This window comes from Breoghania sp. JC706 (assembly GCF_037026715.1).
GTDB lineage: Bacteria > Pseudomonadota > Alphaproteobacteria > Rhizobiales > Stappiaceae > Breoghania.
In genome coordinates this window covers 113,079-129,718 of the sequence record NZ_JBANCG010000012.1, presented here as the reverse complement: position 1 = coordinate 129,718, position 16,640 = coordinate 113,079, and the positions used below count along the sequence as shown (strand labels likewise).

Annotated in this window: 5 protein-coding genes; 1 reads left to right on the top strand and 4 read right to left on the bottom strand. The window is 65.7% G+C overall.

All coding sequences use genetic code 11. The features are described 5' to 3' along the window. Positions 1-208 precede the first annotated feature (208 nt). From V2L18_RS21260 to V2L18_RS21250, 3 genes are all read right to left on the bottom strand, one after another. Positions 209-1,555, bottom strand: a complete 1,347-nt coding sequence (locus tag V2L18_RS21260; RefSeq protein ID WP_336180355.1) for a gluconate:H+ symporter — start codon at positions 1,553-1,555, stop codon at positions 209-211. Positions 1,556-1,755: 200 nt separating this feature from the next. Further along, the gene (locus V2L18_RS21255) at positions 1,756-3,729 is read right to left on the bottom strand and encodes a YjhG/YagF family D-xylonate dehydratase (protein WP_336180354.1); all 1,974 of its coding nucleotides are present in this window, start codon (positions 3,727-3,729) and stop codon (positions 1,756-1,758) included. Between the two features lie 56 nt (positions 3,730-3,785). Continuing rightward, positions 3,786-4,694, bottom strand: a complete 909-nt coding sequence (locus V2L18_RS21250; RefSeq protein WP_336180353.1) for a dihydrodipicolinate synthase family protein — start codon at positions 4,692-4,694, stop codon at positions 3,786-3,788. Positions 4,695-5,261: 567 nt separating this feature from the next. Here V2L18_RS21250 and V2L18_RS21245 point away from each other — a divergent pair. Further along, positions 5,262-6,023 carry an IclR family transcriptional regulator gene (locus tag V2L18_RS21245; RefSeq protein WP_336180352.1) on the top strand — a complete coding sequence of 254 codons (762 nt, stop codon included), beginning with the start codon at positions 5,262-5,264 and terminating at the stop codon, positions 6,021-6,023. Positions 6,024-6,092: 69 nt separating this feature from the next. Here the strand turns inward: V2L18_RS21245 and V2L18_RS21240 are convergent, their stop codons facing one another. Next, positions 6,093-16,202, bottom strand: a complete 10,110-nt coding sequence (locus V2L18_RS21240) for a hypothetical protein (RefSeq protein ID WP_336180351.1) — start codon at positions 16,200-16,202, stop codon at positions 6,093-6,095. Between the last annotated feature and the right edge of the window lie 438 nt (positions 16,203-16,640).

The window sequence follows — 16,640 nt, the reverse complement described above, 5'->3', positions numbered from 1 at the left end:
CCTCCCGCCACGCACCCGTGCTGAACCCCTCCCACGGATCAGCAAGGTGGCCGGAAGTCTGGGCATGTACGTTCATGATCGTGTCCTTGTGTTGGGAGAGTGAGGCGGGCGCCTCGCAAGGCAGGGGGAGGCGCCTGCGGGAGGCGGCCGGACAAAGGGCCCGGCCGCCTTCGGGTTCAGGGGCGCACCGGAGGGGCGCGCCGGGCGGTCAGATCAGGATGAAGGCGTCGATCAGCAGGATGATGAGGAGGCCCATCACCGAGACGAACGTGGACATCAGCGTCCAGGTCGCGAAGGTTTCCTTCATCGAGAGGCCGAAGAATTCCTTGTACATCCAGAAGCCGGCATCGTTGACGTGCGAGCAGATCGCGCTGCCGGCGCCGGTCGCCAGCGTGACGAGTGCGAGATCCGCCGGGGTCTGCGCCAGAACCGGGATGACGAGGCCGGCGGTGGAGATCGCCGCGACGGTGGCGGAGCCCAGCGAGATGCGCAGGATGGCCGCCACGACCCAGGCGAACAGAACCGGCGAGGCATGGCTTCCCTCAAACAGCTGGGCGATATAGTCGCCCACGCCGCCGACGATCAGCACCTGCTTGAAGGCGCCGCCGCCGCCGATGATCAGCAGCATCATGCCGATGTGGTTCGCGGCCGAGGCGCAGGATCCCATGACCTTCTCGACCGGGATGCCGCGGTTCAGGCCCATGGTGAAGAAGGCGAAGATCAGCGAGATGACCATGGCGACGGAGGCGTCGCCGATGACGTCGACGATGGTGAAGAACAGGCTGTCGTCGGGGGCGCCGTGGGCGATGGTGACGATGGTGGAGGCGGCCATGAGGATGACCGGCAGCATGGCGGTCAGCACGGAGATGCCGAAGCCGGGGGTGTCTTCGAGCCTGAAGTCGGTGGAGGCGCTCGCGCCTTCCGGCAGTTCGAGCTTGGCATAGGCGTCCGGGATCAGGCGCATGGCCAGGCGGTTGAACAGAGGGCCGCAGACGATCACGGTCGGGATGGCGATAATGATGCCGTAGAGCAGCACCTTGCCGATGTCGGCGCCGTATTCGCCGGCGATGACGGTCGGGCCGGGGTGCGGCGGCAGGAAGCAGTGGGTCGCCAGCAGGGCTGCGACCATCGGCACGCCGAGCCGCAGCAGGGAGATCTTCATCTCCTTGGCCATCGTGTAGACGAGCGGGATCAGCAGCACGAGGCCGACCTCGAAGAAGAGGGCGACGCCGACGATGAAGGAGGCGACGATGACCGCCCATTCAACGCGTTTCTCGCCGAACCTTTCGATCAGCGTCAGGGCGATGCGGTGCGCGCCGCCGGCATCGGCAAGGAGCCGTCCCAGCATGGCTCCGATGCCGAAGATCAGTGCGATATGGCCGAGCGTGCCGCCCAGCCCCTTCTCGATGGCCTTGACCACGCCCTCCAGCGGGACGCCGAGCGCGACGGCGACGCCGAAGGAGACCAGCATGAGGGCCACGAAGGTGTTCAGCTTCAGGCGCATGATCAGCAGCAGGAGCACTGCGATGCCGATTGCGACGATAAAGAGTGGCATGAAAACTCTCCTCGATTTCCCCGCCCGTTTTCAGCTGCCGGGCGGGCGCACCTCTCCCGTTGCCGCTCTTGCGAGCAAGCCAATTCCTCAACCAGGGAGACGGTGCATTTGAGTTGCCTGGAGCCGGCGGCCCGTCGTCTGTCGGGTCGCCCGCGATATGCCGTGGGGCGCGGGCGGCGTCGCGCGCCGCCCGCCCAGCTCTACTGCGCTTCCTGCAGGGCTTTCATGCCGGCCTGAAGCGTCTTCACGATGCGGTCCGCGTCATAGACACAGCCGCGCCAGGTTCCCCCCGAAGCGGCCTGAAGTGCGGCCCACAGACGGGTGTCGTCCGGCAGCTTGGGTGCCGGCGCGAGTTCGGGATGGGTTTCGCGGGCGGCGAGGATCCGGGCACCTTCGTCCGCCGAGACCTCGTTGCCTTCGGTGCCGAGGAAGTTGACCGAGCCTTCCAGCTTGCGGCAGTCGACGACGATCTCGATGATGTCGCCGTCCCGGAGCTTGCCGATCGGGCCGCCGGCAAGCGCTTCCGGTCCGACATGGCCGATGCAGGCGCCGGTGGAGACGCCGGAGAACCGGGCGTCGGTGACCAGCGAGACGTGCTTGCCCCAGGAGACGTGCTTGAGCGAGGAGGTCAGCTGGTAGGTTTCCTCCATGCCGGTGCCCGAGGGGCCGCCGCCCATCACCACCATGATGTCCCCGGCCTCGATGCCGCCGGACTTGATGGCCTTGATCGCCGTCGATTCGGCGGCAAAGACCTTCGCCTTGGCCTTGTGATGGTAGATGCCGTTCTCATCGATCTTTGAGGCATCGATGGCGGTCGATTTGATGACCGAGCCTTCCGGCGCGATGTTGCCGAGCGGGAAGGTAATGGTGGAGGTGAGACCGCGCTTTGCGGCCAGTTCCGGCGACATGATGACGTCGTCGGGTTCCACGTTGTCGAGCTTCACCAGGAGATTGCGGAACTTCGCGCGGCGCTCCGAGGTCTCCCACCAGTCGAGGTTTTCCTTGAGCGTCGCGCCCGTGACAGTCAGCACGTCCTCGTTGAGCAGGCCGAGCTTGCGAAGGTGCAGCATCACTTCCGGCACGCCGCCGGCCATGAAGGCACGCACGGTCGGATGATAGACCGGGCCGTTGGGGATGACCGACACCAGACGCGGCACCAGCCGGTTCACCCGCGTCCATTCGTTCACGTCCGGCATGGTGCAGCCGGCGGCATGGGCGATGGCGGGCAGGTGAAGGAGGAGATTGGTCGAACCGCCGAAGGCGGCGTGGACCACCATGGCGTTCTCGATGGCCTTGTCGGTCAGGATATCCTTGGTGGTGATACCCTTTTCATCGAGCGCGATCGCCGCACGGGTGGAGGCGCGGGCGACCTCGTACCACACCGCTTCGCCGGAGGGCGAGAGCGCGGAGTGGGGCAGGGCGAGGCCCAGTCCCTCGGCCACCACCTGGGAGGTGCCGGCCGTTCCCAGGAACTGGCAGCCGCCGCCGGCCGAGGCACACGCCTTGCAGCCGAGCCAGGAGGCTTCCTCCAGCGACAGCTCGCCAGCGGCGAAACGTGCGCCGATGGTCTGCACCTTGCCGGCATCGTCGCCCTTCGTCGGCGGCAGCGTCGCGCCGCCGGGGACGATGATGGTGGAGCGGTCGTGCATGGACGCAAGCGCCATCATCAGGCCCGGAAGCCCCTTGTCGCAGGTCGCGACGCCGACGATGGCGGTGCAGTTCGGCAGGGAGCGGAGGAGGCGGCGGAAGACGATGGCGGCATCGTTGCGGTAGGGCAGGCTGTCGAACATGCCCTCGGTGCCCTGCGTGCGGCCGTCGCACGGATCGGAGACGAAGGAGGCGTAGGGGAGCCGGTCGCATTCGGCGGCAACCTTGGCGGCCTCGGCCATCAGGGCCTCGATCTCGTAGTGTCCGGTGTGCAAGCCCAGCGCGAGCGGCTTGCCGTCTGGCTGTCGGATACCTCCCGTGGTCCCGATCAGCATGAGTTCCTTGCGCAAGAGCTGGGCCGGATCCCATCCCATGCCGGCATTCAGCGTCATGCCGAATATGTCGCCGGAGGGGCGGTTGACGAGGATGTCGGGGGTGAGCGGGAGAACCCCCTCGGGCCCCGCGGCATTGGTCACCACATCGTAGATATCGGCACGCGTATCATCGTAGAGAGTGTCCAGTGACATCTCTAACCTCCTCTCTTCAGGTATTTGTTGAAGCGGCGGGCCTCCCCGCCGGCAGGTCAGATCAGGCCCGCGCTTTCAAGGATCGCTTTGACTTGCTCCTTCTTTGGATCGGAAAGGGGGCTGGTGGGCGGCAGGCACCATGTGGAGATGTCCTGCCCGGTCTGGCGCATCGCCTCCTTCACGGCGTTCACGAAGGGGCTGTCCAGGGTGTAGATGAGCGGCAGCTTGAGCAGCTCGCGGTTGAGCTGCGTCATCGTTGCGAGATCGCCCTCGCGGAAGGCCTTGTAGATGCCGACGGAGAGCTGCGGCGCGAAGTTGACGCTGGCGGTGATCGCACCGTCGCCGCCCAGGAGCAGGGTGTTCACCAGGTGATCGTCGTAGCCGCAGAAGACGGAGAAGTCCGGGTGGGCGCCCTTGATCACGTGGATCATGCCGCGCAGGTGGCCGACCGAATCGATTGTGTCCTTGACGCCGACGATGTTGGGGTGGACGTCGACGAGCGACTTGATGAACTCGGGCGTCAGGTTCTGGCCGGTGAGGTCGGGGAAGTTGTAGATCAGCACCGGAATGGAAACGGCGTCCGCGATCTGGCCGAAATAGCCGCGCAGGTTCGCCTCGGTGATCTTCCAGTAATAGGGGTTGATGGCGACGACCGCATCGGCGCCCACTTCCTCCGCATGCCGGCTGAGCGCGATGGCCGCGCGCATGTTGGTGTGGCCGGTGCCGATGAGAACCGGCACCCGGTGATCCACCGCCTCGACGGCGAATGCGGCGAAGTCTCGGCGCTCGGCCTCGGTCATTTGGGAGAACTCTCCGCCCGTGCCCAGGAAGAACAGCCCGTTGACGCCTTGCCCGATGAGCATGTCGATCAGCGCCTGCATGCCGGCCCGGTCGATTGCTCCATCCGCGGTGAACAGGGTTGAGACGGGCGGAATGATGCCCGCGAACTTCATGCTGTCTGCCATTTTCTCTCCGAGGGTGTCGCCCATGTGTGAATGCCGCGAGGCGGAGGTGCCTTGTTGTCCGATCGTTCTATATTGTAAAACGACTGACTATATTATAGATCATGTTGCGAGCCTTGCGTCGAGTCCTGCGTGCCGGGCAGTTTGTCGCGGCGGAAGGACTGGCAATGCGGCAACGGAGTGTGAGTTGGGAAAATTGGAGGTCAGGCGCGGCCGGACCGGCACGGAAAAAGCCGCAAGGGGCGCAGGAAACGGGGCTCAGGAGCCCGGGGGGTTGCGCGCGATCAATCGCTCGTTCATGCGTCGTGTGTGCCAGGGGGACATACCCATGGGCGGGACAGGGAAATTGAACCGGTGCGAGCGAGCGGGCTATGATCGGCGGGACGTTCCGCTTCGCGCCGGCCTGTCCGGTCGGACGCCCCCTATTCGCCAGATCCGTTTTTTCGTCTCGGCCGCACGCGGGCACATGCCGATCGCGCGTGTGGCCGGAAAAGACCTTGAACACTCGTCAACCAATGCAGATCGCCCGCTCGATAAAAAGCCGGCCGGTCTGGAACCCGAAAACAAGCCATGCCGATCATCCAATCCGTGCAGCGGGCGCTGCAAATTCTCGAACTGTTCGATGAACACAAGACCGAGCTGAGGATCTCCGAAATCAGCATCGCGACCGGTCTGCACAAGAGCACGCTGCATTCGCTGCTGAAGACGTTGCAGGCGGCCGGCTATATCGACCAGAACGCGGAGAACGGGCGTTATTGCCTCGGTCTCAAGCTCATCGAGCGGGGATCGCTGGTGGTCAGCTCCATCGACATGCGCAAGCGCGCGAACCCGGCGCTCGTCGAATTGTCGCGCGAGACCGGCCAGACCGCGCATCTCGGCATTCTGGAAGGCTGCCACGGCGTCTATATCGACAAGGTCGAGGGGCCGGGCATGCTGATCGCCTATTCGCGCATCGGGCGGCAACTGCCCATCCACTGCACTGCCATTGGCAAGTCGCTGCTCTCCAGGATGGATCGCAAGAAGGTGGCGGAGCTTCTGAAGGACTATGCTTTCGAGAAGCATACCGCCCGCACCATCGACAGCATGGAGGCGTTCGTCGCGGAGCTGGACCGGGTGGCGCAAGAGGGCGTGGCCTACGACGACGAGGAACATGCGTTGGGCGTTCGCTGTGTCGGCGCGCCGGTCTTCGATCACACCGGGGAGGTCGTCGCGGCCATTTCGATCTCCACGTTGACAAGCGCGACCCCCGCCGAGGAAGCGGTGGCCTATGCGGATGCCGTGCGGAAAACGGCGGCCACCATATCGAAGGCGCTGGGCTTCAAGGGCTCCTGAACGACCTGATGTCACACGAGATCGGCGGCTCAGGTGCGGCGCGAGGCGAGGGCGCGCGTCTCTGCGCCCTCACCACCAGGCCGGGTCGTTCTTGGCCGGGATAACCAGTCCCTGGAATTGCACCAGCGGCAGGCGGTCTTCCGATTGCGCGATCGTCGTCGCAAAGACCGTCAGGCGGAACATCAGGCTGCTGCTCTTCGACGATGCTCCGGTTTTTTCGCGCCATGTCCGGAGATTTGCGGCGATCCTGGCGGCCGCGGTCTGCTCGTCGCCGACAGGCACAGTATCGGTGACGAGCAGCACCGGCAGGTTCGTGACGGCGCTGCTGTCAGCATTGGCGATGACCTCGTAGCGGTAGTCGATCGGACTTTCGTATTCCAGAACGTTGCCGGAGCCGTTGCGGATGCTGCCGGCCGGCGCCGTATCCAGCTGCGTCAGCATGGACTGGATCGCGGCTTCAGCCGAGGTGTCGGGCGTATCCGGCGGCCCGAGCACGATCGGCTTTGCGGCCGTGATCAGCGGCACCACGGGGGTCGGCCAGGTGATCGTCTCGGTCCGGTAAACGAAATCCGGATTGGTGCTTGCCGGCGGCACCGCGAGGTTCTGGTTGCGCGTCGTATAGGCGCTTGGCCGCATGCTCTGATAGTCGAGCACGAAGAGGCCGCTCCAGCTGGCCGCGACCTCCACATGCGGCGCCCCGTCTTCGGGTTTGTAGATTGCGGTGTCGCCGTCCACGGAAACACGCGCATAGCCGGCGATGTCCGGCCAAGGCGGCAGCCCGTCGCTGCGCGACCAGCTCGCCCGCACCTGCAGATTGTGGGTCTCGGACCCTTCCTGATTCTGGATCTCGAAATTCCACACCTCGCGTGCCACCGGCCCATCCCCGGCGGAACGCGTCAGCCGGCGTACGGCCTCGATACCGCCGTTCGCGGCCTTCGGCTGGCTCCATGCGGGCCACAGCGCTGCGGCGTCGCCGATGATCCGGCTGAAGGCCTTGACCGCTTCCACCGAAGCCGGCGGTCCCTGACGGCCGAGGTCATCGATGAACGGCTGCAATTGCGGGTATTCGGTCACGAAGCGGGCGAGTGCCGCGAACAGGTCCGTGGGCGGCTCGCGCCCGGCGTCCGCGATGCTCTCCAAGAGCATGTCCGATCCGCCTTCCTCAAGCGGTTCGTTGAAACTCAGGGAAAGGTTGAGCGTGTCCTGATCGGCGCGCGAGCGTTCCACCGTCACCGCCGCCGTCCAGGTCAGCGCATCGGCGATGACGGAGATATCGTCGGCCTGCCGCGCCTTCACCGTCTGTAGCTTGGGCAGGGGCGGATAGGTGCGCAGCGGGATCGGGATGCGCGTGGTGCCGATCGGCTGGGTCAGGGTGTTGTCCTGGCCCTGCGGCAACGGCGCCGGGTTCTGTTGCAGCACGAAAGTCAGCCAGTTGGACGGCACGTAGCCGCGATCGGAGGCGGAGCCGTCGCGCAGATGCTCCATCTGGTTGACCTCGTAGTTGAGATCCAGCGTGAAGGCGCGCTGCGCTTCCGGATCCTGCGCGGATGTCAGGAAGTTCAGCCAGTTCTTGCCCTCCACGAGCGGCAGAACGGCCGGTGTCAGCGCATAGGGCAGCTTGTCGTTCTGGGGAACGCCCGGCACCTGCACCGCCCCGAAGAGCTGCGGCGGATAACGCGTGTCGCCGCCGGGTTCTATCGGTCCGTTCAGATGGACCATCGCCGCAAGCTGGGTGAGCGTGGAAAAGCCGTAGTCGTTTTCAAGCGAGCGCAGCAGCGCCTGGCGCCACGTCTCGCGCGCCGAAACCGGATCTCCGGTGTCTTCCGGCTCCTCGTAGACATAGTCGATCTTCTCGGACAGCGTTCCGGCGAGGCTCTCCTTGGAGGCGACGAAGGGATCGTAGAGCTCGTCCGCGGGCGATGCGTTGTCGGCGACATTGGGGGCCATCGTCGGTGAGAAGATCGTCTCCACCGTCCGCAGGAACCGCGCCGCCCACAGATCCATGTCGGTGTTGTTGAAGACGACATCGACAGTCTCGAATTCGCTCGGGCTCGTGTAGCGGCGCAAGCCCGCCACCTCCCGCGTGATCAACTGCGTGCTCAGCGGGGGCGGTGCGAAGAACACCGGCGCGTTGTCTTCGTCGTTGAGGATCCGGACCTCGGTGCCGGCATCCTTGCCCCAGCGCTGAAGCCAGATGCTGCGCTGGCCGAACCGCAGGCTCGTCAGGTCGGAATTGGTGCCGGTGGCGACCTTGACCGTTCCGGCCTTGCCGTCGAAGGGGAAATAGGCGGTCTCGAACTTGTCGGCAAAGGTGGTCAGGCCGGAGGGATCGTCGCTCGCGTCTGCTGTCTCCTCCACCGGTTGGACGGGAGCGGCGGACCTGCGGACCTGCGGCGCGTGCGCGGCGATCTCGTCGGGAACGCCGGAGCGCTCCAGAACCAGATCGACCCGCAATTCCTGAAGGTCCCCCGGCCACCGGGTGGGCTGGTCCCTGGTGAGGGCGAAGGTGATGGTGTGTCCCGCCGGCGGGGTGCCGGTTCCGCCGCCGGCAAGCCAGCCGAGCACGTCCGTCACATAGGCTTCCAGCCCGGCGACGAGCGAGGTGCCGTCGATTGTCGTGTCCAGCGCACGGGATGCGAGGATGTCGTGGGTGTCCAGATGTGCGGCGACGCGGCGTCCGGCAGCGCCGGCCTCGCCAAGCTGGTCCGCGACCTGCGCATAGAGCGCGGTCACAGTTTTCAGGATCTCGGGATCGCTGTTGCCATCGGTGTCAAGAATGATGCCGGGATCGAAGGTCAGGTTCAGGCCAAGGTTCGGGGCCTGCTCGCCGCCGGTCACCAGATAGCTCGCCTCGGTGCCGGTCCAGTTGCCGAGCCCGAGCAGGTCGTCATTGAACACCACGTCCAGTTCGACCGTCGGCGACAGGGGAGTGGGCAGCGTGTTGCCGAATACGTCTTCAACCGACAACTGGACGGTGAGCGTGTCTCCCACCGCTGCATAGCGGTTTTCCGCGTCCACCAGCGGGGCGGTCGCGAACACGCTCTGGTAGGTCCAGATGCTCTGCCCGCCACCGTCCGCACCGGTATCTGTCGCGGTCACCGGCCGGCTCCAGTTCTGCGTGGCCGGCATGCCGTTGATCGCCGTCACCCTGTAGCTGACGAGCTGGTAGAGCGCGCGCAGGAAGTCGGTGCCGGCGGCATCCGCTTCCACGGGGGCGTCCGGCCAGGAGATCGACCAGCCGACCGAGCCGCCCGCATAGGTGGCGGAATAGCTGGGAACCGGCGTTCCTTGCGCGTCGCTTGCAAGGGTGGAGAAGATCGCCTTTCCCGCGTCGGGTGCCGGGCCGACCAGAACGTTCTGGTAGGGCTTGGTGGCGATCGTGCCGCTGCTGGCGCCGAAGCGCACGAGCACCATCAGGTTGGCCGGACCCTCGGCGAAGATCTCCGGCTCCAGCCCGTCCACCTGCAGGAAGAAACCGGCGCTGTGGACGACCGAGACTTCCCACAAAAGGCGCAGGAACGCGCGCAGTTCCGCCCCGCCTTCTGCGAGTTTGGCGTAGTTCGGCCCGTTCGCCGAAGCCGCCATCGCCTCGATCGCCGCGCCGGCGGGCGAACTCGCCGTGGAGAGATCCGCGCGCACGAGAACCGAGGGCACCTGCGTCGACACCCAGTTGCCGCGTTCGGCGCTGGTCACCAGATCGACGGCCACGAGATCGACCGCCTCATCGTCCAGCAGGGCTTGCAGCAATGCCCGGTTGGCCTCGTCGGTGCCGAGCAGCGAATAGACGTCGGGCAGGATCGCGCCCGGCGCGCCTTGCGGATCGGGAATGGCGGCAAGCCGCACCGGAAGCGCCAGCGCCGCAGAAGCTTCCCATGGGGCGCCGGGCTTGCCGAGATTCACCTGCTGGTCGGCGTCGCTTTCGCCTCCGGCCAGATGCTGGCTGAGATAGAGCGTGCCGGGTGCGGCCTCGCGCACCGCCTGAAGCAGCGCTTCGGGCAGGGAATTGATGATCTGCGACGTGCCGGAGGCATCGCTCCAGCTGGTGATGTTGTTCATCGCGTAGATCTGCGGGCCAACGGTCAGCGGGGCGAGTTGGGTCACCTGCCAGGGTGCTGCGGCGGGGCCGGTCGTATGCACCATGTCCGCGGTGAGCGCGGAGGTGGTGTCCGCGGCAACCTCGATCCAGTCCGGCGTCGAGGCGGTTGCCGACAGGCCGGCGGAAAGCAGCCAGCCGTCTTCGTTTCGCTGCAGCGGAAACTGCTGCCCGGTCAGCACGTAGAGCGCGCGGAGCGTGCCGGGCTCGGCCGGGTCGGGCAGACGGAGCCCGCCCATCAGGAAGCGCGAGACGAAGCCGCCGAGATCGGAAATGTTCAGCTCGGCAAGAGCCGTTTCCAGATCCGGCGCGCCGGTTTCCACCATCTGCTGCACCAGTTGCTGGGCCAGCATGACGAAGAACTCGTCGAACAGCATCGCGATGATGGTTTCCTCGCCGACACCTTGCTCCGCGGAAAGGTTTGCCGCGCTTTCGCCCGCGAAATAGCGCGCGACCAGCTCCCGGTAGTTGCGCGGCAGAAAACGGCTCCCGAGGCTCATGCGGGGATCGGCGTCGCCGTAGACCACGGAAAGGCTCGCGGGCATCGGGAATGTGACGAAGGCCGGGCCGTCCTCACCGGGCGCACCGCCGGCGATCTGGAAGATGAAGCTCTGCGACAGGGCCTCGGCGACGCGGGTCTGGAACTGGCCCTCCTCCAGGGCGACGGAGGTGGAAATCAGCCGTTCATGGAAATTGTCGCCGCTGCCCAGGTTGTTGAGCAGCCAGCGCGCCAGCCCGGCGCACATCTGCCCGAACGGCGAACCGGTGCCGCCGGTCTCCATCACCAGCGTCGCAACCCCTTGCGGAACCCAGGTCGTGCCATCCTGCGAGACGGAGGTGGGCTGCAGCGCGAAGAGGAGCGGCAGGGGCGCCGCAGCCGTTGCCGCGAGCGAGCGGGTGGCCAGCGGCGCGGGTGTGCGCAGCCGGCCCGGTGCCGCGCCGAGCGCGATCATCGCGCGCCGCGTCAGCTCCGCATTCCGCTCAAAGGCTTCGATGCTGACGGCGGTGGGCGTCGGACCGGAGAGCTTCGCGGTCGCTGAGCCGCTGCCGAATTCGGTGTTGATGAGGTTGAGCGTGACCTGGAACGAGAACGAGATCTTGACGAAGACAATCTTGATCGAGGCCTTGGCCTTGACCTCGGCGGTGAGCTTCAGCGGCGTCTTGTGCTTGGTCTCGATCGCGAACGCCACGGTGATGGTGACGGTCAGCGAGACCTCCACCGCGATGATCTCGAAATCGACCTTGCCGAACACGTTGCCGGTGAGCGAGAGGCTGATGCCCCACCACCAGTAGTCGACGCCATTGGAGGTGAAGGTGCCGTCGAAGGAGGCGAGGAAGCCCTCGACCGTCAGTCCCAGGATCAGGCTTGCGCCGGCCTTCAGCGGGCCTTCCTTGAACTCCTTGCCGACGCCGCCGGCGATCCCGACGCCGAAGCTCCAGATCAGGCCGAATTCGGGGCCGAACTGGTCGGGGGCTGCGGCGCTGCTCAGCTTGGCGAGATAGAAGCCGGCCTTGGCGATGACGGGAACGGGGCCCGCCTGGAACTGCACCGTTATGGGCGTGGCGCTGTCGCCGTTGAATGGCCAGCCGATGGCGAAACGCCAGTCGCCGTTCGTCCAGATCGAAATGGAGAAGTTGGGCAGGGACAGCTGGAAGGCGCCGACATTGATCTGGCCGAGATTGAGGTAGATGTCGGCGGAAAAGACCCCGACCTCGTCGCTCACCTTCCGATAGATGATCGTAAAGGTGAAGTCCTGAACCTTCGACAGGAAGCCGTTGTCCTTGTCCTCCTTGTCGCCGCCGTCCTCGTCCGTTGCCGGCAGTCTGAGGGAGAGCGGCGCCGCCTCCACGATCTCGCGGATCGAGGGCGTCGCCGCCGGAGGTTTGGTGCCCCCGTCCGGCTTGTCGTCGTCGGGCTTGTCCTTCTTCTCCGGCGTCAGCTTGATCTGGGCGCCGTAGAAGGTGTTGTCGTGCAGGACGGCGGTGAGCGCGAGGCTCTTGAACGCGAACTTGATGCCGAAGGCGAGGCCGGCATCGGAATTGTAGAGCGACCGGTTGGCGTTGATGAGGCTGACGAATTCGGCGACCGTCTTTTCCGAAAACGGGTTGAGCTTGTCGAAGACCTCGTTGATGACATTGGGGTTTGTCGGGTCCGTCTTGACCTCGTAGGCCCGCAGCAGGAAGGCGACCGGCGCACCGTCCAGCGCGAAGGTGACCTTCGGCCCGTTCCAGTTGGTGTCGGCCGATTTGCCGACGAAGAACAGCGAGTTGCTGCCGCCGGGATCGCCGGGGAAGCCGAAAATGCCGAGATCCTTCGGTCCGATATTGTAGTTGAAGAACAGGTTCAGAAGCTGGCCCTGGTAATGCACCATCCGCAGGACCGAGACGACGGTCTCCTCGCTCAGGGCCAGCCGGTCGATCTGAACGTATTCAAATGACGACGTCAGGATGCCTTCGAAATTGAACCCCTTCGGGCCGGAGATTTCCGGCGGGAACCGCAAGATGACGCCGACGTTCTTTTCCGGGTCCGTCTCGGCCGGGTTCCAGCCGATAAAGAGCGTCGCGGTGAGGTTGGTGTTGAACGCTGCCAGGGCGCCGAACAGGCCGAGCGGAATGTCGAACTGGAGGCTGTAAACGGGCGCGCCCTTGAAGGAGGCTCCCGATATGCGGACCTGCCACTCGCCGATGGCCGCAGGCTTCAGTCCGGCGGGCGTCTCATCGAGCGCCACGATCTTGCCGGGCAATGTCCGCTCCAGGCTTTGCGCGCGGGCCTTGCTCAGCAACTGGTCGACCTTCAGGCTGCTCAGGTCGGTGAGGATCGCGCCCTGCAGCGCCGCGGTGTTGTCCTTGCGGATGCAGGTTGTCATGGCGAACGAATAGCCGGTGATCGCCAGTCCCTTGACGGGCATGTCGTCCGCGACTTCGCCGTAGGAAAAGATGTCGCCGCCGATATCGTCGCGAAACGCCAGCAGTCCGCCGATGCGGAAACCGGAAAGCGCGAGTGTCACGCATTCGCCGCTGCCCGGGGTGCGGGTGATCGGAACCAGCGTGGCGTCGGTGATGCTCTGGGCGGTCAGGACCGTGCCCTTGTCGTCGGGATCGAAGACGAAGCTGCGCGGGGCTTGCGTGGAGAAGATCAGCGACCCCGTGCCGTCCTCGTAGAGCGTGTAGACGCCGTCGATGACGATCGTGCCGCTGTCCTTGTCGTCGGTATCGGGCGCGACCTTCAGCTTTGCCTTGGAGCCGAAGAGCGTGTCGATGGAGAAGGCGATCTTGCTGTCGAAGGTCGCCAGCTTGCTGTTGGCGTAGTGCACGTTCAGCAGGAGAACCTGGAAGTCGGGATATTTGAAGGAGGGGTTCTCGTCAGGCCCGACGAAATCCTCCTGATAGTGGATGACGGAGAACAGCGAACTGCGCTCGATCTCGGGATTGGCCGAGAGATCGCCGACGCGGTTGATCGTGATGCCGAAGTGATGCGCGGAGAGCTTGCCCGAAATGCCGCCGAGCAGGATCTGGATGTCGAGCGGCAGCGCCTGATAGTCGAGAGGCGCGTTGAAAAAGATGATGCCGTTCCAGTCCGGATCGTCCAGCAGCGCCAGGAAGGGGGCAAAGATCTCCCCGCCCTCATGCGCGGTGGCGATATAGGATTTCAGCCGCGCCTGGACACTGTCCTCGCTCGCTTCTCCTGTCAGCGCCGTCCAGGTTTCGGTGTCGTCGATCAGGCTGTTCAACGTCACGCCGGGTACGAACTTGAAGATCGCGACGGCCTCGTCGGGCGCGTTCCCCAGAGCCAGATCGAAGGTGAAATCGCCGAGCTTGATCTTGTCCTCGAAGGGGGCGAGCGCCTGTGCGTCGCTGGCCACCAGAAACAGGTTCTCGTCAAGCACGGCATTGGAGAAGACGGGGTTCACCACCCCGTCTCCGTTGGGGTTGAGAGCCGCGAACTGCTCGGGGATCTGGGGACTGCGCGCCAGTATCAGGCGCTGGATGCTGCCGGCCGGCGGCGCGCCCGCCGTGACGGGGTTGAGCTTCGCCAGAAGCCCCAGCGGCGTGCGCGCGTAGCCGCCGTCGAAGGCCGCGTTGGTGGAGGTGTCGAAAAAGATCGGCCCGTATTTCATGTCGAAATAGGGGGCAAGACGCGCCCGCCTGTTGCGTGCGATCACCTGCCGTTCGATCGCTTCCAGATCCTGGCTGGAGAGATCCGGATTGGGATCGGGGATGCCCTCGTCGGGGGCGGCGAAGTAGACGCCGCCATAGGGCATCATCGGGAAGATTTCCTCTTCAACCGGCGGCGCGGACGCGGGCGGGGCATCGTCGAACTGCACCAGGCTCGCCCCGACCGCGATGGGGAAATCGTAATCCTCCGTTCCCGACAGATCCTTGCCGAAGTACGTGGAGGCGGGGGATTGGGCGCAATAGCTGGTGTTGATCAGCTCTTCCGCCGCATCGCCGTTCGCCGGGCCTGCCATCGGATCGCGCACGGCGCGCACCCACGCCGTCGTCAGCGCGTCGTCGAGCGTGGCCGGCCCTCCGCCGGCGGGATCGTAGTTGCGGGCGAAGGCCGGCCGCCCGCTTTCAAAGCTCAGCCGGTCGCCCGGCTTGACCAGCACGTATTCGGTTCCCGAAAGCCCGCCCCGGATCTGGATCCGGTCGGCGGGCGCGGCGGCGGCGGAAAGAGAGCGGTCGAGCGCCAGCCCGCTCACCTCGAATTCGCCCACCGGACACAGATAGCGGGAGGTGGACTGGCTGTCCGGATTGCGGGCAAAGCCGAAGCCTGCGGTAAGGCTCTGGCCAAGGGGCTGGGCGGCGGGCACCAGGCGCACGGCCGCGTTCGTCGTGCTGGTGACATAGGTCGAGGTCAGGGCGTTCTGCTGGCTGAGGTCGAGCGCCAGGCGCGTGCGCCGGTCGTCGAGCGGCGCGAGCGGCTGGACGTAGGTGTTGAAGAACAGGTTGGGCGTATCGAACCGGCCGGGATCGGGGGCGGGCGTGAACAGCCGGTACTGCGCCATCCCGGCCGTTTCCGGCGCGCTGCCGAAGAACAGACGCAGGTTGCCGCCGAAGCCTGTTTCGAGCGCGTAGTGGCTCCAGTCCCAGGCGAAGGTGAGAGCGCCGCGATGCGCGCCGACGAGCGGCAGCAGGATCTCGTCCGGCTTCGTGCCCTCGGCCTGCGGCAGGCCGCTTCTGACGACGCGGACCTCGATGCTGTCCTCGGCCGTCGCCGGGGTGAAACGGATTGCCGGAGCGCCGTTATTCAGCGACAGACGTGTGTTGCGCCGCAGGAAGACCTGCCAGCTGCCGATCGGCAGCGCGATGTCCGCGCTTACCGCCGATGCGCTCGATCCCTCAAGAACGGTGTAGTCGTTCGCAGCCATGCGCCAGGCGATCCGCGAGAAGAAGGTGCCGGCGTCGGACAGCACGCGGCCGAGTTCATCGAGCAATATTCCGGCGTCGACGGCCTCGTCGGAAAAGACATAGGCGCCGGCCGCCGCGAAGCTCTCATCGAGCGTCAGCGTGTCGGGCGGCGGCGTTCCGGTCGCAAAGAGGTAGAAGTAGGTCAGGGCGACGGTGTCCCCGCCCGATCCGGCCCCCGCGTCATTGTTCGATGCGGCATAGACCGCGCCCTTGTCGTCTTCGCCCGATTTCGTGAAGCTGATGTCCTGCTCGTCGGCAACGATGGCGGGCGGCCGCCGGCCCGGTGCGGGGGCGGGGGGAGCTGCCTCGGACGCTACGCGCGCCGCTTCGCTTTCCTGCTTGCTCACGACGGTGATCTTGAAACCGTCGGTCCCGATCGTGTTTTTGGCCTCCAGCGCATTGGCGAAGATCAGGAATTGCACGTCGAGGCTAAGGATCACCGCAGACGAGAGCTCGACCCGGTAGATCGTCGTGACCCCGTCCACCGTGACCCGGACCTCGTTGAGGCCGAGGCCGATCTGATCGGCTGCCGGCGAGACCGCCAGACCGAGTCGGACCGTCTGGTTCCGCGTCGGGGTCTGCAGGTCGAGTTTGTCGAGAGGATGCTTGGGGCCGTTGTTGACGACCAGATCGATATCGGTCGCGCAGCCGTTGAGAAAATAGGCGTTGGTCATGGCGCAAATCCCAAGCTGCCGGTTCGAGATGCTGCCAGGCATCTACGACGGATGGGGGCTCGGTCGCCGGGGCCTGCCCCTGCGACGGCGGGTCAATCTGCAAATACCCGGCGTCCGCCCTCGAAAAAAAAATCGCACCCGGATGCGATCGCGGGCGGACTTCGCGCGGGCTTGACGGCGCGAGGCCCGGAGGCGGCACGAAATGCCTTCGATAGGGCAGTCCCGGTTTCGACTGGTTCCCAAGAGCCTTGAGACCCATGAGAGCCTTGAGACCCATGAGAGCCTTGGGACCCATGGGGACCCCACGCGGGTTGGAACCGATCTGACTGGGCCATATGCGGTCCGGCTTCGGTCAGGGCGCGTCGGGACGCCCTGCGTGACGGGCCGCGTGAAGGGCCGCGTGAGCGGCGGCGCGGTCGCGGACGTGGTCCGACACGG